This is a genomic window from Peribacillus sp. TH27 (assembly GCF_016650915.1).
Classification (GTDB): domain Bacteria; phylum Bacillota; class Bacilli; order Bacillales; family DSM-1321; genus Peribacillus; species Peribacillus butanolivorans.
The window spans coordinates 3249049-3267630 of sequence record NZ_JAEKEV010000002.1; the positions used below are offsets into that span (position 1 = coordinate 3249049).

At 40.8% G+C, this 18582-nt stretch carries 20 protein-coding genes, 1 pseudogene and 1 riboswitch; all 21 genes and pseudogenes read left to right on the forward strand.

Going from position 1 to position 18582, the window contains the following annotated elements:
* Window positions 1–246: 246 nt before the first annotated feature.
* The 21 genes and pseudogenes from JFU24_RS16990 to JFU24_RS17090 all read left to right on the forward strand — a co-directional run bounded on the left by JFU24_RS16990 (window position 247) and on the right by JFU24_RS17090 (window position 18562).
* Entirely contained in the window at window positions 247–864 is a 618-nt protein-coding gene (locus JFU24_RS16990; RefSeq protein WP_201222541.1) for a hypothetical protein, read from the forward strand.
* Window positions 861–1475, forward strand: coding sequence for a hypothetical protein (locus JFU24_RS16995; RefSeq protein ID WP_201250207.1), 615 nt, complete (start codon window positions 861–863; stop codon window positions 1473–1475). The genes JFU24_RS16990 and JFU24_RS16995 overlap by 4 nt, the downstream gene beginning before the upstream one ends.
* Window positions 1472–2602, forward strand: a complete 1131-nt coding sequence (locus JFU24_RS17000; protein WP_201222544.1) for an ABC transporter substrate-binding protein — start codon at window positions 1472–1474, stop codon at window positions 2600–2602. The genes JFU24_RS16995 and JFU24_RS17000 overlap by 4 nt, the downstream gene beginning before the upstream one ends.
* A 14-nt stretch (window positions 2603–2616) precedes the next feature.
* Window positions 2617–3615, forward strand: coding sequence for a FecCD family ABC transporter permease (locus JFU24_RS17005; RefSeq protein WP_201222545.1), 999 nt, complete (start codon window positions 2617–2619; stop codon window positions 3613–3615).
* A complete protein-coding gene (locus JFU24_RS17010) occupies window positions 3612–4454 on the forward strand; it encodes an ABC transporter ATP-binding protein (RefSeq protein WP_201250208.1) in 843 nt (280 codons plus the stop codon). Before JFU24_RS17005 ends, JFU24_RS17010 begins: the two co-directional genes overlap by 4 nt.
* Before the next feature lie 127 nt (window positions 4455–4581).
* Window positions 4582–5445: a polysaccharide deacetylase family protein gene (locus JFU24_RS17015; RefSeq protein WP_201188156.1), complete on the forward strand. Its 864-nt coding sequence runs from the start codon at window positions 4582–4584 to the stop codon at window positions 5443–5445.
* An 87-nt stretch (window positions 5446–5532) separates the two neighbouring features.
* Window positions 5533–5709: riboswitch (cobalamin riboswitch) on the forward strand.
* Between the two features lie 178 nt (window positions 5710–5887).
* Complete coding sequence (locus JFU24_RS17020; RefSeq protein ID WP_201250209.1) at window positions 5888–6856, forward strand: ABC transporter substrate-binding protein; 969 nt, start codon at window positions 5888–5890, stop codon at window positions 6854–6856.
* Window positions 6819–7874, forward strand: coding sequence for a FecCD family ABC transporter permease (locus tag JFU24_RS17025; protein WP_242485353.1), 1056 nt, complete (start codon window positions 6819–6821; stop codon window positions 7872–7874). Before JFU24_RS17020 ends, JFU24_RS17025 begins: the two co-directional genes overlap by 38 nt.
* A gap of 5 nt (window positions 7875–7879) precedes the next feature.
* A complete protein-coding gene (locus JFU24_RS17030; protein WP_201250210.1) occupies window positions 7880–9352 on the forward strand; it encodes a heme ABC transporter ATP-binding protein in 1473 nt (490 codons plus the stop codon).
* Window positions 9349–10314 carry an adenosylcobinamide-phosphate synthase CbiB gene (gene cbiB, locus JFU24_RS17035; protein ID WP_201250211.1) on the forward strand — a complete coding sequence of 322 codons (966 nt, stop codon included), beginning with the start codon at window positions 9349–9351 and terminating at the stop codon, window positions 10312–10314. Before JFU24_RS17030 ends, cbiB begins: the two co-directional genes overlap by 4 nt.
* A complete protein-coding gene (gene cobD / locus JFU24_RS17040; RefSeq protein WP_201222549.1) occupies window positions 10289–11362 on the forward strand; it encodes a threonine-phosphate decarboxylase CobD in 1074 nt (357 codons plus the stop codon). Before cbiB ends, cobD begins: the two co-directional genes overlap by 26 nt.
* Complete coding sequence (locus JFU24_RS17045; protein WP_201187570.1) at window positions 11335–11910, forward strand: bifunctional adenosylcobinamide kinase/adenosylcobinamide-phosphate guanylyltransferase; 576 nt, start codon at window positions 11335–11337, stop codon at window positions 11908–11910. The genes cobD and JFU24_RS17045 overlap by 28 nt, the downstream gene beginning before the upstream one ends.
* Window positions 11907–12698, forward strand: a complete 792-nt coding sequence (cobS, locus tag JFU24_RS17050) for an adenosylcobinamide-GDP ribazoletransferase (RefSeq protein WP_201250212.1) — start codon at window positions 11907–11909, stop codon at window positions 12696–12698. The genes JFU24_RS17045 and cobS overlap by 4 nt, the downstream gene beginning before the upstream one ends.
* A complete protein-coding gene (locus JFU24_RS17055; protein ID WP_201250213.1) occupies window positions 12656–13273 on the forward strand; it encodes a histidine phosphatase family protein in 618 nt (205 codons plus the stop codon). The genes cobS and JFU24_RS17055 overlap by 43 nt, the downstream gene beginning before the upstream one ends.
* The gene (locus JFU24_RS17060) at window positions 13225–13653 is read left to right on the forward strand and encodes a bifunctional adenosylcobinamide kinase/adenosylcobinamide-phosphate guanylyltransferase (RefSeq protein WP_201187565.1); all 429 of its coding nucleotides are present in this window, start codon (window positions 13225–13227) and stop codon (window positions 13651–13653) included. The genes JFU24_RS17055 and JFU24_RS17060 overlap by 49 nt, the downstream gene beginning before the upstream one ends.
* Window positions 13654–13667: 14 nt before the next feature.
* Window positions 13668–14252 carry a cob(I)yrinic acid a,c-diamide adenosyltransferase gene (locus JFU24_RS17065; protein WP_201250214.1) on the forward strand — a complete coding sequence of 195 codons (585 nt, stop codon included), beginning with the start codon at window positions 13668–13670 and terminating at the stop codon, window positions 14250–14252.
* Window positions 14253–14254: 2 nt separating this feature from the next.
* Window positions 14255–14749 (forward strand): ECF transporter S component, encoded by a 495-nt coding sequence (locus JFU24_RS17070; protein ID WP_201250215.1) that lies wholly within the window; start codon window positions 14255–14257, stop codon window positions 14747–14749.
* Window positions 14746–15441 carry an ATP-binding protein gene (locus tag JFU24_RS17075; protein WP_201250216.1) on the forward strand — a complete coding sequence of 232 codons (696 nt, stop codon included), beginning with the start codon at window positions 14746–14748 and terminating at the stop codon, window positions 15439–15441. Before JFU24_RS17070 ends, JFU24_RS17075 begins: the two co-directional genes overlap by 4 nt.
* 1138 nt (window positions 15442–16579) lie before the next feature.
* Entirely contained in the window at window positions 16580–16957 is a 378-nt protein-coding gene (locus JFU24_RS17080; protein ID WP_201187557.1) for an SET domain-containing protein, read from the forward strand.
* Entirely contained in the window at window positions 16950–17183 is a 234-nt protein-coding gene (locus tag JFU24_RS31375) for a YjcZ family sporulation protein (protein WP_207203209.1), read from the forward strand. The genes JFU24_RS17080 and JFU24_RS31375 overlap by 8 nt, the downstream gene beginning before the upstream one ends.
* A gap of 236 nt (window positions 17184–17419) precedes the next feature.
* Window positions 17420–18562 (forward strand): annotated as a pseudogene (locus JFU24_RS17090) (GntT/GntP/DsdX family permease).
* Window positions 18563–18582 lie beyond the last annotated feature (20 nt).

Consider the following 18582-nt stretch of genomic DNA (forward strand, 5'->3'; position numbering starts at 1 on the left):
AATATAAGAACCTTGCTTGAGTTCAAGTAGGGGAGGCAAGCTATTTATTAAAGCAGGGAGAGACTATGTTTCCTGAAGATTCATAATATATTCATTGACATTGATAATCATTATCAACTATACTGAACCCATAGTAAATACTCTATTTCAAGAAAATAAAATTAGTAATAGACATTAGAAGAGTGGCGATTTTTCAATTATTACCAAATGAATATATTATATTAATATAAGAAAAGTGAGTGAGTTATGAAACCTATTGCATATATAAGTACGGATATTCAATTTACAAGGCTTCAGGAGATTGACTACAAAAGAGGGTTAGTATTTCTGCAATTATATGATATTCCATACGCTGATTTATCTGCATATGCGGGAATCCTGATCACGAATTTTGTAGAAGAGGCCTTCTTACTTGATCATAAAAACATCCTTGAAGACTATTTAAATGATGGTGGCGTCATTTTTTCACAAGCTGAAAATTTCCTTCCTTGGCTACCTGGTTGTGAGAATTGGAAGCGATCCCCTATTTCCTTACGAGACCGTGAAATCCGTCTTACCGAGCCCGTGCATCCAATGTTCTATGGAATTGATCCTTATGATTTGAATCATAAAAAAGGAGTTCGGGGCTTTTTCTCAAGAGGATACTTAGAGGCTCCTGAACATTCGGAAGTCATTGTGGAGGATCAAGATGGGAAAGCGATCATTTATATCGATCGGAAAACGACGGGTGGCACGATTGTTGCTGGAGCTGGAACAGACCTTTACCGTTTCGGTATTGAAGAAAATAGTTCACGCGTTTTAAGCACTCAGATGCTAAATTGGATTCGTCAAGAATATGAAGCAAACAAGGAGGAACAGAAATGAAAGTAGCAATTTTAGATAACGGTTACAGCTTTCATCATCGCTTCTTTCAAATGGAAGAGTTCGCTTATATGTATGACGATGTGCTCCAAATTCGGCAGCTACATACCTATGACTTAAATCAATATGACACGCTAATTGTTAATGATCGGATGTCGCTACTACTTTTAAAACGTTACCAATCGTATTTCATTAAATTCCTTCAGGAAGGAAAACGATTAGTCGTTTTCGGCGAAGTACTGGACAATTGGCTTCCGGGAGTATATTGGGAGAATTCAGAAGTGGATTTTAGTTGGTGGGTGAAAGAGCAAGGAGACCTGCCGTTAACAGCTAATAATATAGATCATCCGTTGTATCAGTATGTAAGTCTGTCAGATATGAAATGGCATTATCATGGAACGTTCAAAGTTCCGGAAGGTGCAAAATCACTAGTGGATACACCGGACGGCCGCTCAATTATTTATACAGATGACGTGTCATATAACGGAGAATTAGTTATTACTACACTAGATCCAATCTTTCATATCGGATTAGGATTCATAGATCAATCCAAACCATTTTTACATGGGATGGCGAAATGGCTTAGAAAAGAAGTACGGGAGAGAACATCATGAAGAAAAAATGGACAATGTTAGCGGCAACAACTGTGGTGGCAGCCTTGATTACAGGCTGCGGCAATACAGCGGAAGAAACAAAAGGAGATACAGCTGAAAAACAAACGACGGCTGAGGAGAAAGTCATTCAAGATCAGCTTGGCCGTGACGTAACTGTACCGGGTAAAGTCGAGCGTATTGCGGTTGGTGGTATTCTTCCATACTTTTCTACATGGTATGTAGCTACAAACTCAACGAAGGAAGTTGTTGGATTACATCCGAATGCTTATAATGCTGCGGAGAATTCCATTCTTGCTGACATGTCGCCGGATATTTTAAAAGCGGATACGTCGTTTATTAAAAATGGTGAAGTGAACGTAGAAGAATTATTGAAAATCAATCCGCAGCTTTATTTTGAAAACTCACAGAATCAAAAATCTATTGATAAATTAGAGGATGCAGGCGTTTCTGTGGTGGCCTTAAGTGCTATTGATGTAGCGGCAGCTGAACCATTAGCGACTTTTAACAGTTGGTTGAAAGTGACGAGTGACATTACTGGAACAACTGAGAGAACGGACATGTTCTTGAAAAAAGGCAAAAAGGTCCAAGCTGAGTTGGATGAAAAATTGGATGGTATCAAAGAGAAAGATAAGCCAAGAGCATTAATACTATACCAACACAGCGATAAAAGCATTATGGTTGGCGGTAAAAACTTCTTTAGTAATCAATGGCTAAACGCAACAGGAGCATACGACGTTACGGCAGAAGAAGTTACCGGAACAAAAGAAGTGAATATGGAGCAAATTTATAAGTGGAATCCCGATATTATTTACATTACAAACTTTTCAACTACACAACCTGAAGACCTAACAAACAATGTATTTGAAGGTCAAGACTGGAGTCAGGTAAAGGCTGTGCAAGCAGGAAATGTTTATAAAATTCCTCTGGGTATTTACAGATGGTTCCCGCCAAGTGGGGATGCGCCGCTTATGTTGGAGTGGATGGCACAGAAAAATCATCCTGAACTATTTGACTATGATATGAAGAAAGAAATCACAGACTATTATTCAGAATTCTATGATTACGATGTAACGGAAGAACAAGTAGAGAATATTCTGCACCCTTCTTCTGATGCTGCAAAACAGTAAAGTAGGGAATGAATATGAAAAAATGGAAAACGCTCCTGTTCTGGATTTTACCAATTGCTATGGTTATTTTGTCTCTAAGCATTGGACGTTACGGAATGGATTTAGGGACTCAAATCAAGATATTACTATCAACTTTTCTTCCAATTGACCATACTTGGACGCAGATGGAAGAAACAGTGGTCCTGCAAATACGCCTGCCGCGTATTTTGCTTGCCTTGTTAATAGGTGCTGGTCTTTCAATCGCAGGTGCCTCATTCCAAGGTATGTTTGGCAACCCGTTGGTTAGTCCGGATATCCTTGGGGTTTCGGCTGGTGCCGGGTTTGGGGCTTCCCTTGGGATTCTATTACTAGGTCATGGCTTCGCTACACAAGTGATGGCACTTGGTTTCGGCCTAGCGGCAATCGTCTTTACCTTCGTGATTAGCGGAAAAAAAGATTCACCTGTTTTCATGCTTGTTCTGGCTGGTGTCGTTACATCGGCATTATTCCAGGCGTTGATTTCCTTGATTAAATTCGTCGCTGACCCGGAAGCAAAACTGCCAGCGATTACTTACTGGCTGATGGGAAGTCTTGGTACGGCAACATATAAGGACTTGTATATCGGGGGACCGATTATCCTTGTGGGCATTCTGATTCTATATTCCCTTCGTTGGAGAATAAATTTATTGACGTTGCCTGAGGATGAAGCTAAATCACTTGGTATTCCAGTAACACGTTTGAAATGGACAGTTATTTTTGGCGCAACACTTATTACTGCTGCCTCAGTTGCGATAGGCGGTATCATTGGCTGGGTTGGGTTAATTATTCCTCACGTTGCAAGAATGCTAGTTGGTAATAACAATCAACTAGTCTTACCAGTATCTCTTTCAATCGGTGGAGCCTATTTATTGTTGATTGATAATCTGGCTCGCTCGGTAACGGCTACAGAAATTCCACTCTCAATCTTGACGGCAATTATAGGTGCACCATTTTTCGCAATATTGCTTAGAAAAACAGGAGGTGGCTGGTCATGAGAATTGAGGTGCAGGGAGGAAATTACTTTTATGCTCGGAAAAAAGAAGAAGTTCCTTACCTTTACCAAACAGACATTAACTTTTCGCTGAATGACGGAGAGATAATGGCGATACTAGGACCAAACGGTGCAGGAAAGACAACGATGTTAAAATGCATCACAGGTCTTCTGGACTGGAAAAAAGGTCAAACGCTCATTGATGGAAAGCCGCTTCCTTCGCTTTCACGCAAAACCGTCTGGAAACGGATTGGTTATGTTCCGCAGGCGCATAAAATGGTATTTGGTTTTACACTCGAAGAATTGGTCATTATGGGAAGAGCCCCATACATCAGTGCGCTTGCCCAGCCTTCCGTGAAGGACCGTGAAGCCGCTCACCTAGCCCTGGAAACTGTAGGGATTGGCCATCTTGCTGGGAAGTCCTGCAATACAGTCAGTGGTGGTGAGTTGCAACTAGCGTTGATTGCACGTACGCTGGTATCAGACCCGGAAGTGCTCATTCTCGATGAACCGGAATCCCATCTTGATGTTCAAAAGCAGGTTGTGATTTTACAGACATTAAAGCGTTTGTCACAAGAAAAGAAAATCTCTTGTATCATAAACACGCATTACCCAAACCATGCGTTTTTCCTTGCTGACCATGTGTTAATGACAGCCAAACAAAAGCCGGTCGTTTACGGAGAAGTCCAGGAAGTCATGACAGAATCCCGGATGAAGGAATACTTCGGAATTGAAATGAAGAAGATTATTTATGAAGAAGATGAGAACTTTTTTATTGAAACGATGGTGCCGAAAGATTTAGGCATTCCGCGTGATCAAAATACTTGTCGATTTACTAGTTAAAAAAAGGCAGCCACCGGGTTGCCTTTTTTTTCGCTAAATGGAATACTTTATTATTTACTAGTTTTCTGGTACTATTATGCTAGAAAAAATTAGGAGAATGATAGTGGGAAAATACAGAGTTTTATTGATGGTAGCATTGCTGGGAATTTTAATTTTGCCTTCATGCTCACAAGGGGTTTTAGAGAATATAGGTACAAAGACGGCTGCACCGATTGCGGAAGATAACATTGAAGTGGTTGCAGCAGCGGAGAATGACGTCGGGCAGAATTCGGAGGACAGATTATATCCTGAACAGATCGATACGAGAAACTGGATAAGAGCCGAGTCCACGGTTCAACTTCCAATATTGATGTATCATAGTATTTCTGAAGGTAATAACCTTCGGGTACCAAGAGAGGAATTTCAATCACAAATGAACTGGCTTCGGGAGAATGATTACTATACATTATCCCCTAGGGAAGCATTTCTTGTTTTAACGGAAAATCGGATGCCAAGTGAAAAGTGTGTCTGGCTTACTTTTGATGATGGCTATACAGATAATTACACGGAGGCTTTTCCTATATTAAAAGAATATAATATGAAAGCTACTGTTTTTATGATCGGGAAATCTATTGAAAAAAGTCATCACCTGACGGAAGAACAAATGGTGGAGATGAGCGAGAATGGGATTTCTATTGAAAGTCATACTATCAACCATCTTGAGCTTAACCGTATGACGGTAGGGCAGCAGGAAGCTGAAATGGTACAGTCAAAGGATTTATTCGATCGTATTCTCCAACAGGACACGACAGTACTTTCATATCCTGTTGGTCGGTATAACGAGGAGAGCCTTAGGTTGTCAGAAGAAGCTGGATACAAGATGGCAGTAACCACCGAAGCTGGTGGAGCTTCAAGGGACCAAGGGATGCATGCACTGCACCGAGTTCGGATTTCACCCGGATTATCAGTCGATGGATTTGCAGCGCTGATTGAAAATGCATCACGTTATTAATTGAAGACAAGGTATTTCGGAATCAGTCTGAAAAATCATATAATAATCATTTCTTACATAGTGTATAATGAAAAGCAGTGAAAATTATATACATATGAACGATTTGGTGTCTTAATGACTTAAAAGGGAAGTTGGTGAAATACCAACGCGGTCCCGCCACTGTAAATGGGAGTTAGCGGCTGTGTACCACTGTATGTGAGATATGGGAAGGTGCCGTTGACGATGACCATTAGCCAGGAGACCTGCCAAGATTCGTACACCTGTAACCTACGCGGATGGGAAGGTGTGTGGCAGACCTTCTGAGTCCGTAATTATATTGTTGCCATACAAGCATCTTCCGTTTGACGGGAGATGCTTTTGTTTTGAAATTCGCTTCTTCACTTCAGGGTGCGTTTTCTTTAGGTGGTCGGAAATTGAATTAAAAGATTGTGGGGGATGTAAAATGAAGAAAATCTATGGTCTGATTCTAGTGATGTTACTAACTGCAGGTATGATGGTTGGTTGCAATGATACATCAAAAGAAGGAACGAAAGAAAAGCAACAAACGAATCATACTGAAAACCAAGCTTTCCCGATTACGATAAAAGATGCAACGGGTGAAAAAGTAACGATAGAAGAACAACCAAAGAAAATTGTTACATTGATACCAAGTAATACAGAAGTGGTCTTTGCACTTGGTTTGGGTAAAAAGGTTGTTGGTGTATCCGACAATGATAATTACCCGGAAGAAACGAAAGAAATTGAAAAAGTTGGCGGAATGGAAATGAACACGGAGTTAATCGTTTCCTTAAAGCCTGATCTTGTTCTTGCTCATGCATCCAGTGCCCATAATTCGAATGAGGGATTGCAGCAGCTTAAGGATGCTGGAATAGATGTCCTTGTAGTCAATGATGCACAAAGCTTTGACGAAGTGTATGAGTCTATTGATATGATTGGACAGGCAACGGGAGAACATGATAAGGCAAAAGAAATCGTTGCGAATATGAAAATGAAACTGAAGAAAATTCAGGAAAAAGCTAAATCCGTTAAGGATGAGGAAAGAAAAACCGTTCTAGTAGAGGTTTCGCCATCACCGGATATTTATACACCTGGAAAAAATACATTCATGAATGAAATGCTTAACATAATTTCAGCGAAAAATGCAGCAGCCGAATTGGACGGGTGGGCGAAAATTGACGAAGAGTCTATGATTGCTGCAAATCCGGATGTCATTATTACAACATATGGTTATTATACAAAAGATCCAATCAGTGAAGTGACGGGCCGAAAAGGATGGGAAGATGTAGCTGCTGTTAAGGATGGTCAAGTCTTTGATGTCCATTCTGACTTAGTGACCCGTTCTGGTCCACGCTTAATAGAGGGAGTAGAGGAACTTGCCAAATCAGTCTATCCGAACCTATTTGACAACTAAGTGGGCGTTTGCTTATTTGATTGCGTTATTGTTTTTGCTTTTCGCAATGACGATTGGCATTTCCTTTGGTTCGGTGTCAGTACCGATTCCCGCGCTTATACAAATTATCGGCAAGGAATTTTTTCATTTACCAATCTCAGTTGAGCCAGATGTGATGCTGACGAATATCGTAATGAACATCCGCCTGCCACGTGTATTACTTGCAGGTTTGGTTGGGGCTTCGCTTGCGATTGCCGGGGCAGCCTTTCAGGGACTGCTCAGGAACCCGCTTGCTGACCCCTACACATTAGGGATTTCATCAGGAGCATCAGTAGGCGCTGTATTGACATTGTTTTTGAATATATCATTGCCGTTGATCGGTTTATATACCCTACCGGCGTTAAGTATTATGTTTTCATTGCTTACGATTTTCTGTGTGCTAACTTTTGCGAGAAAAATGGATCGATCGATGAAAGTAGAAACAATTATTTTAACCGGAATCATTTTCAGCTCGTTTTTAAGTGCCTTCATCTCATTAATGATTGCGTTGACGGGCGAGGAATTAAGACAAATCATCGGATGGCTGATGGGAAGCGTTTCAATGCGCGGCTGGAATTATATCGCGATTATTTTGCCGTTTTTTATCATTGGTTCGTTGATCTTGATTATGAATACCCAAGAATTGAATGCGATGACGTTTGGGGAAGATCGTGCAAAGCATTTGGGTGTGAATGTTCAGCGGAGAAAAATGTGGATTCTGATAGCTGGTTCGATATTAACTGGGGCAGCTGTTGCTGTTTCGGGAACGATTGGCTTTGTAGGATTGGTTATTCCTCATTTGGTTCGTAGGATTTGGGGGCCAGATCATAAGCATTTGTTGCCGTTATCTTTGCTCGTAGGAAGCGGATTTTTAATTTTGGCTGACCTTGTAGCAAGGACGATTATTGCACCTTCGGAACTGCCGATTGGTGTAATTACCTCACTTATCGGGGCCCCGGCATTTGCCCTGATTTTATTAAAGAGACGGAGAGAAGGGTAGAATTCATGCTTGAAGTTAAAGGGTTAACAGGTGGATATGGCAATAAAGCTGTTTTGGACTCTGTCTCTTTTGACGTACATAAAGGGGAATTATTTGGGATTCTCGGTCCAAATGGCAGCGGAAAAACGACGCTATTAAGTATGCTTAGCGGGGTTCTCGATTATAAGGTAGGAAGCATACGAATAAGGGGAAGAGACTTGAAGGAGTATTCGGCCAAACAACTTGCACAAGTTATAGCCGTGTTGCCTCAACATTCCTCATTAGCCTTTTCTTATACGGTAAAAGAGACTGTTTCTCTTGGCCGTTATGCTCACCAAACAGGCTGGTTTCATAGTTGGACTTCTGAGGATGAGGTGATTGTCCAACGTGTGATGAAGCAAACGGGAGTCGCGGATTTTCAGGATCTTCATTTTGAACGATTATCAGGCGGTGAGAGACAGCGGGTCTTATTGGCACAAGCACTTGCCCAAGAACCGGAAATTCTTTTTTTAGATGAACCAACGAACCACTTGGATCTTTCCTATCAAAAGGAGCTTCTTGATTTAATGAGGAAAATGGCCAAGGAGCTGGAGCTAACAGTTATCTCAATCTTCCATGACTTGAATTTGGCCGGCTTGTACTGTGATCGGCTGATGTTGCTTGAAAAAGGACAAATTCAAGTCATTAATGTGCCGAATGAAGTGCTCCAACAGGAACGGATCCAGGAGGTATACCGGACGACGATTGAAAAACATCCGCATCCTGCCCTACCGAAGCCGCAAATGTTCATTGTCCCGGAAAAGCATGTCTGTGATTTCGCACCTTTGGAAATTGATGAAACCTATTTGACGGTGGGCAACGAAATAATTCAATTGAATTCACCAATTTCGCTTAGAACGATGTCTTCTGGTGTGACCGGTTCAGGAACGGGCTGGCATCAACATTTCGTGAATAGGCATGTCCATCGTGATTATAATTACGAGGATCATTTTGCTGAAATGGCTGACTTTTTAAAAACACACGGTTTTGAACCGCAGGAAACGGTCGGAATGATGACAGCTGTCTTTCTCGATACGGTGGCCTTCAAGTTTTTAAGAGATGATGATTTCTCGGTTTTTATCATTGTGACGGCTGGAGTAGGGAATGCCATCGACGCCTCTTTAGCTGACCAACATTCTTGGATTTCCACTCCAGGAACCATAAATACATGGATCTTTGTAAATGGGCACTTGGCAGAAGAGGCCTTTATCCACAGCATTGTCACCGCGACCGAGGCAAAAGTAAAAGCGCTTCATGATTTGCGTGTTTTGGATACGGTGACAAATACAGTGGCGACAGGAACTTCGACAGACAGTATTTTGATTGCCGCAACCCAAAGAGGGAAGGCACTTCAATATGCAGGCACCATTACTCCGCTAGGGAAGTTGATCAGTCGCGGTGTATATGATTGTACCGTAGAAGCAATAAAGAAAAATCGGAAACGGATTGAGGAACTATGATTTACCATCACCTTTTTGCTGTTACACTGGCTTTTTTCTTTGATCTATTAATAGGTGATCCACCAAATTGGCCACATCCCGTTAAATGGATAGGAACGTTGATAAGCAAGTTGGATCATGCATTCAATAGAGGTACACATAAAAAGCGAAATGGCCTCTTCATGCTGGTAATTGTTTTAACACTGGTGTTATTGGCAACAGGTCTAACTGTCTATTTAGCTTATCTTATCCATCCGCTTGCGGGAATTTTATGGGAAGCTGTTGTTATTTCTACGACGATTGCTCAGAAGGGCTTAAAGCAGGCAGGAATGGATGTGTGTCATCCACTGAATAAACAAGCTTTTCCTGAAGCGAGGCTAAAGCTTTCCTATATTGTCGGTCGTGATACTGCTGATCTTGATGAATCCGAAATAGTCAGAGGCACTGTAGAAACCGTAGCTGAAAATACGAGTGATGGAGTTACGGCTCCACTGTTTTGGGCAGCAATTGGCGGTGCTCCACTCGCGATGATGTACAGGGCAATTAATACCTGCGATTCAATGGTTGGTTACAAAAATGATAAATATGGACAATTTGGCTGGGCTTCAGCTAAGCTCGATGATATCGTGAACTGGATTCCTAGTCGCCTCACTGGTTTCTTGATGCTGCTAAGCTCGAAATCCAGCTATCATAGCTTGGGGGCTAGATGGAAGATTTTGTTCAATGATGCGAAAAAGCACCCAAGCCCGAATAGTGGGTGGTGTGAAGCAGGCGTTGCTGCAATTTTGGGTGTACAGCTTGGCGGCCGGAATATGTACAAAGGAGTAGTTTCTGACCGTGCTAGGATGGGCGTTCCACTTGTTCCATTAGAAGCAATACATATACAAAAAACGATTACCATCATGCATCGGACATCTTTTATATTTTTACTGATGCTTTGGTTAGGGGGACTTACGCTTGGCATTACCTTCTCATGGCTCTAATCCGCATTATCTTTACGAAGCGCTGGAAATTGAAATGCCTGAATCGGTTCTCGATTTTAGTGCTAATATCAACCCATTGGGTCCTCCTTTATGTATAAAGGAACGGTGGTCCGAATTCTTCGAAGGAATCTTAAATTACCCAGATCCGCATGCCGTTGAATTGACAAAATTAATTGCAAAAAAAGAAGCGCTTCTTGAGCAATCCGTTTTGGTAGGTAACGGTGGTGCGGAAATAATAATGTTGGTAGCGAACAGGTTAGCCAATAAAAAGGTCTTAATCATTCAGCCTGCATTTGCGGAATATGCAGAAGCTTGTTTAGCAGCCGAATGCGAGGTAGACTTTCATCAACTTGATGCACCTGAGTGGCAACTAGATCTCGATCGATTGATTCCTCAATTACCTGAATATGACGCGATTTTTTTATGTACGCCTAATAATCCGACAGGGATTTCATTTAAGCAAGAAGCAGTTAGGGAATTAATCAAAGAATGCGGAAAAGCAAATTGTCTGGTTGTTTTGGATGAGGCTTTTTATGATTTTACGGAAAACGCCTTTACTTATGCTTCTTTAATTACGCAATTCCCTCATTTACTGATTCTACGATCAATGACGAAAATTTTTGCAATTCCAGGCTTGAGGTTGGGTTATTTGCTGGCGGCACCAGATATCATAAATCAGGCAAAAACCTATAAATCGCATTGGAGCGTCAATCATGTGGCATTAGAAGTCGGGAAAATCTGCCTTGCTGAAGAAGAATATATAGAAAAAACAAGAGCGTATATTCAATTCCAAAAGCAGAAACTTTTCCGGTTTTATGAAGAGCATGAGTTGATTGTCTCAAATAGCACGGTCAATTTTTATTTAGTGAAAGATGAATCCTTATCCCTTTTGCCTTTTTTATTAAAAAAGGGCATCGTACCACGTCATACGTATAATTTTCCAGGGTTAGATGGAATGTGGCTCCGGTTCGCAGTGAAGAGTGAGCGTGATAATGCCATGCTAATGGAGGGGGTAAGACAGTGGAGAACTCTAGGCTCTGTTTTATAACCGGTGGTGTCCGGAGCGGTAAAAGCCGTTTTGCAGAAAAAAAGGCAATAGAATATGCAATCCAATTGAGTGGGAACTTGCATTACCTCGCTTGTGGCCGAGTCAGTGATGCTGAAATGGAAGAACGCATCCGCCGGCACCAAAGGGATCGCAAAAGTAGTCCAATTGCTTGGAGGACTTGGGAATACTCGACGAATATTACACGGATAGGTGCAGATCTAAATCAAGATTCAATAATCCTACTCGATTGCCTGACAACCCTACTCGATAATGAATTATTCGGTCCCAATATACCGCTTGAAAAGGAGTTTTTACATAGTGTTTTCACAAAAATAATCAGCGGAATTAATGAGATAAGAAAACAAGCCAGCTGTTTGATAATCGTAAGCAACGAAGTGGTACAGGAGCCGATTTTTCAAAATGAGTTCCTCCATATATACGGAAAAATACTTGGCCTGCTTCATCAAGCGGTCGTCGAACAGGCAGATGAGGCTTATCTTGTTGAATCAGGGATTCCGTTATTGATGAAAGGGTGCATGCAGGAATGAACGGATGGATTGGATTCTTGATTAACCTGCAGTTCTTTACCGTGTTCCCAATAAAGAAACAGCTACCGATGGATAAGAAATATATCCACCGTGCGATTCAAACCTTTCCTTTAGTAGGGCTTTTCCTAGGCTTGATATTGGGAGGTGTTTTATACGCGTTAGTAGAATGGACCCCATTGTCATCCCTTTCGATTGCGTTTGTGGTTTGGTTTTTAACGATGGCATTAACAGGCGGTTTGCACCTCGATGGTTGGATTGATGCAAGTGATGCCTTCTTTTCCTATCAGGATAAAGAGAGGCGTCTAGAAATCATGAAGGATTCCAGGACAGGAGCATTCGGTGTCATCTCCGTCATCGTACTTTTGGCCGCCCGGTTTATATTTATTTATGAAATCGTCGATAGAGTCAATGAGTGGACATACTTTTTAATTATTAGTCTTCCACTTTTAAGTAAATGTGTGATGGGCTATTTACTTAGCCGGATGCCCTTGGCAAAAAAAGAGGGACTTGGTGCTTTCTTTCAAAGTGCAGTAAGGAAAAACAGTTTATATATTTATTGGTTGTATTTTATTGTGAGTTTTGCGGTTGCATGGAGCATCGATTTCAAGCTGGTCACTTTATTTTTTATCATGTGTCTGGCTGCTCTACTCTTCCTATTGTATATAAAGCGGAAAACCGTTAGTTGGTTCGGTGGGATAACGGGGGATGTATTGGGAGCATCCGTGGAAGGAGTTGAGCTTTGGTTATGGCTGATTCTGTGGCTATTACACTACTTCGCCATGGGCTGACAGAAGCAAATGAGCGAAGATCCTATTTAGGCTGGACAGATTCTCCATTAAGTCTGAAAGGAGAAAAGGAAATTCTAGACTTAAGGGGCTCTTACCCACAGTATGAAAAGATTCACACGAGTGATTTGCCTCGTTGTATTGAAACCGCAAGACTGTTGTTTCCAGATGTTGTTCCGATAAAACACCCTGCGTTCCGTGAACTGAACTTCGGCAGTTGGGAAGGGCGAACTTATGAAGAGTTGAAGACTGATGGCGATTATCAAAAATGGCTAGAGCATCCTATGGAGGCAATGGTTCCTGGTGGTGAAAGCTATCCGGCATTTTCCAAACGTATTCAAAATGGCTGGAGCCAATTGATTTCCGGTGAGGAAAGCCAATATGTATTAATGACTCATGGGGGTGTAGTACGTGAATTACTTGTCCGCTATGCACCGATGGAAAAGTCTTTTTTTGATTGGGGAATTTCCCACGGTATGGGATATGAGCTGATTTGGGAGGACCGGAACAGCTTAAGGAGGGGTGAACGTTGCACTTTGTTACAGGTGGCGCCTATAATGGGAAAACAAAATGGGTAAAGCACTTTTATGGGTTGGAAAGTGAGACTCTTTGGCTATCCGGTTATCAAAAAGAACAGCCGACTATGACGGATTTTCAAGGTAATACAGTGGTATTGCATGGCTTGGATGCATGGATCCAACAAGATGCAGAAAAGATGGATGCAGAGTCGATTCGAAAACGGTGGAAGGAAATCATGGCTGACTGGCGAATATGGGAGAAGGAAAAGGATGATCACAACTGTATTGTAATCGGATCAGATATTTCCAAAGGAATTGTTCCGATGGAGGCACAAGATCGCAAATGGCGCGATGCCTGCGGCTGGGTCTTTCAAGATGTAGCCTCCTTATCAAACCGTGTGGATGTCATTTGGTACGGTATCAATCAGCAAATTAAATAGAGGAGGAAATAGAGATGAAAATTTATACACGTACTGGGGATAAGGGACAAACTAGCGTAATCGGAGGACGTCTGGACAAGGATGACATCCGTGTCGAATCTTACGGAACAGTGGATGAAGTGAACAGTTATATCGGCCTTGCAGTAACTGAATTGGACTCAGTGATTTTTGCAGACGTACTAACGGACTTGGAAAAAATTCAGCATGAGTTATTTGACTGTGGCGGTGATTTGGCGACAGTTTCTGAGAAAGCCCCGCAGAAGCTAACGGATGAGGCGATTACCTATTTGGAAGAACGAATTGATGCCTTTATCGTCGAAGCACCGGAATTAGAAAAGTTTATCCTTCCAGGAGGCTCAAAAGCGTCTGCAACCATTCATATTGCCCGGACGGTTACACGCAGGGCGGAGCGGTTGGTTGTTTCTTTGATTAAGTCGGGTGCGGCAGTTTCACCACTATCTCTTCAATATTTAAATCGTTTGTCTGATTACTTTTTTGCTGTAGCACGTGTGATTAACTTCCGCCTTGGCGTAAAAGATGTGGAGTATATCCGCAGCGCAAATGTATTCAGTGGAGGAAAAAGAAAGGAAAAAGAGTAAACATGAACGTAAGAAAAATTAGTACAATTGCTATTTTTATTGCTTTATCGGCGGTTGGGGCAATGATTAAAGTCCCTTCCCCTATAGGCAGTATGGCTTTAGACAGTTTTCCGGCCCTTTTGGCGGCTGTCATACTTGGCCCGGTGTCCGGAGCTATAGTAGCTGGACTTGGTCATATTATTTCAGCTTTCATCGGTGGCATGACACTAGGCCCTTTCCATTTTTTGATCATGGTAGAAATGGCGGTCCTCGTATGGATGTTTGGCGTTTTATATGTACATGGAAAGAAAATAGGCGCATTTTTCCTCTTTTTTATCGGTAATGCCTTCATCTTAGCTCTACCTTTCATATTTCTGGTTAGCCTTGAATTTTACACGATGCTAGTTCCGGGGTTAACAGGTGGTACAGCAATAAATGTAGTGTTGGCGGCCCTTTTACTTCCACGTCTAGAACCAGTTTTGAAAAAAGTGATTTTAAAAGATGGATTCGTAGAATGAATGATTCATTGATCTTACCGTTTACGGAGTCACAATCATTAGTCGTTTCTTGTGATAATAGTGGCGGAATTGGGTTGAAGGAAAAAGATCTTGTTCGAGTCCCATACGAAGTTGTTGGATATTTTTCGTTCCGGGTTGCCGTTATGGAGTGCCTGGCTGCTGGCGGAAGTCCAATGACCGTTGTCCTTCATAATTTCTGCGGCGATGAAGCCTGGGAGGCCTTGAAAATAGGCGTCATGAAGGGAATGGATGAAATCGGTCTGGATCTCTCTATTACAGGTAGCACCGAAAGTAACATGCCGCTTCTTCAATCCGCACTTGGTCTTATGGTGATTGGAAAACGCAGGAATGAACGTGTAATGAAGCCAATTCTTCAACGGAAAATGGCCCTTATTGGCAAGCCACTTGTTGGGGAAGAAGTTATGAAACAACAAGAGTGGATCGCGCCGTTATCTTTATATAAAAGCCTTTGTGAGCTTGAAGAAGTTCAGGTACTTCCTGTTGGCTCAAAAGGGATAGCAAATGAATGGAAGCATCTGGACCCAAATGGGGAAGGTGTTTCTGCACATATAAGGAGTCAAGTCGATATCGAAAAATCGTCAGGACCATCTACTTGCTTTCTTATTGCTTATCCTGAACATCTGGAGGATGAAATCAAGCTCCAATCCGGTTCTTTTTTTATGGGTGAATGATTATTTTCTGAATTAATTAGGCATCGAGTTTAGTTCATAATGCTGGTTAGATGCTTTTTTTTGCAATTTAGGTTTGTACGGGTCACACTTTGTATATCTTTATGCTAAACTTCTTTAGAAACACTGTGAATTGCTATTTCTTAGCGTGGGTCCAGCCAATATTTCGATGAAAACATAAGGTGCCGTCAAAATTTTGTCAAACCCGCGCTAAGGCAACAAATGGAAAAATGAACTGATTTCCCCTATGTAAGGGAATGCAGTTCCTTTTTTATGTGTATAAAACCACCCTTTGTAGATCTTCAGCAAAGTAAATGATTAACTCAGGAAACAGTTTTTCACGGTTTCTTCCTGTAAAGTTTGATTTAGGATTTCTTTCTCTATAGCTGATTTCTTCGCAATCGCTCCAGCAGCCGTCAATCATGATTGAGGATCTTCAAAAGCGCGCTAAATCAGGACTATTTTCCATCAGACTTGCCTTCATTTGACTTACCTTCATTTGACTTGCTTTCATTTGACTTACCTTCATTTGACTTGCCACTAGCTTTTTTCCCTTTCGGCATGCAGACCCCTCCTTTATAAAAGAATAAAATATAATATGCAAAATAGCTCTAACATGTACGTTAGTTAACAAAATCGAGCTAAAATAAAATTAGATTAATATATCTTTTATTTTTCGAAAAGTTTCATTTTCACATGACCAACATTGCGAATGGAAGTCAGCTATGGGAGATTTTTCTGTATGGTTATCAACAAGCGTTTGGAAAACAATCCGACGATGATTTCATTTATGATTTGATCAAAAAAAATCAATATTACCCCATTAATTAATTCCCTAATGAAGCCTAATAGCATATTAATATTGGTAAATACCTACGCTGGCTAGTTGGAACAGTTTGTACAATGAAGAATGACGGGTTTACTCACATCCATTCCCTGTATCCGCAATAGTGAGTTTGTTCGAAATTATTCCTTGGGACAATGATGCTTGGGTAAAGTAAGTCAACGGTGGGAATCATGGAGTACAACACTTGCGTCCCTATATTTATAAAGCACCTAGGGAATTTAGATTAAAAGAGTACCTTAATACTAGACTTTATACTTGAAAAGTTATTAATAATTTCAGAAAGGAGCTACTACTGTGGCACCAATATGTATTAAAAATACTGGAAAGTATGGTAGAGGGGTATATTCTACACGTGATATTAAAAAGGATGAACTCATTGAGGCATCACCTGTTGTAATATCACCTGAAAATGAATGGAAATATCTAGAGAAGACTATACTCTTTAATTACTGCTTCTTTTGGGGGGATCATAATGACATAGCCATTGCATTAGGATATGGAGCACTATTTAATCATTCATACACTCCGAATGCGACGTTTAATAATAATGAAGATCATTTATCAATAGACTTTTATGCAATAACTAATATTAAGGCGGGGGAGGAAATCACCATAAATTATAATGGTGACCCTGAAGATAAATCTCCGTTATGGTTTAATGTGATTGAGTGAATGTTTCTATATTTCAGGTTGTGACGGTGGTAGTGGAGGTTTCGCCTTTATAGTCGTTTTGTTTTTACTCTTAATCATTGTTGAATGTAGTTGTGGCAGCGTTCCGGATAGGGCGCCATCTGATAAAAATAGTATGCAAAAAGCTGACCTTTATTGGTCGGCTTTTTCAAATTTGATTCCTATTTCAAGGGAAGGATTCCTTTTGGGGATCCTAGTAGTAAGTTGAATAAGAAAAAATCAACAATGTCCATTAACATAGCAATAATTTAAGTAATGAGCTATTTGTATTAAAAATATAATTATTTACTGTATTGTTATATTTTATATAAAATATTATTTTCAGTTAGTTTATATAAATAGAAAGAATAGAAGGAATTTAAAAGATTTCAGCTGGAAGGGAAGTACCAAACAATCTTCGCAATCGATCCAATCTTTTTTTTTAACTACATAAAGAGATGCAAGATGTCTAGTTTATTTGGACTAAGATATAATAATAGTTTGTTGGTTTATGCGCTAATTTCAATTATTTTCTTAATCGTTATCATAGCTTAAACGAAATGGCACCCATTTATTGCGTTACTTCTTGCTTCCGTTATTTTAGGGATCATCGCATGTATGGATATTCCGGATGTTGCAGATGCTGTTCAGACAGGGGTAGGAAATACACTTGGTTGTCGGTCTGGGTACGATGCTTGGGAAAATGATGGCCGAATCAGGTGGAGCCGATCGGATTGCAAATACGCTTTTAGATAAGTTTGGAGAAAAGTAGGTACATTGGGCCATGAATATTGTTGCTTTTATCGGTGGTATGCCCGTATTCTTCGAAGTTGGCCTCGTCTTATTAATTCCAATCGTTTACACAATTGCTAAAAGAACGGATTTACCCCTTTTAAAAATCGGGATTCCGATGGTAGTTGGATTATCGACAGTACATGGCTTGATGCCTCCACATCCAGCACCAATGATTGCGGTTCAAGAATTTGATGCAAATGTTGCTAAAACCATTTTATATGCTTTGATTATCTGAATTCCAACAGCCATTATAGCTGGTCCAGTTTTCGGTTCCTTCATATTAAAAAGAATTAATGTACAAGCTGCTGAGGAGTTATCGGAACAGTTCTCTAATAAACATAATCGCAAGCTTCTAGGTTTCGGAATTACACTAATCACGATTTTAATGCCATTTATTTTGATGTTAGTGGGAGCTGTCGGTGCCGTTTTTTTCCAACGAGTCGATACTGAATGATTGGATTACATTCCTTGGAAAGCCAATTATCGCTCCATTGGTCTCTGTTGTGGTTTCTTTCTTTACATTAGGCTATGCTAGAGGTTTTAATATAGAAGAACTTAACCAATTTATGTCTGCCTGCCTTGCACCAACTGCATCCATTATCTTGATTATCGGAGCAGGTGGCGCATTTAAAAATGTATTAATCACGAGTGGAGTGGGCGGAATTTATTGCAAGCCGCATCCTTTGAAATTTCACCAATTCTGAATTCTTTAATTTAACAGTGACACAAACGTTTAAATCTGGGACGGTTATGGAAACGATAATTTCAGTCGTTTCTCTTATCCTAATCTTACTATTGAATTCAATTGTTTAAGAGAAAGGAGTACGATGTAA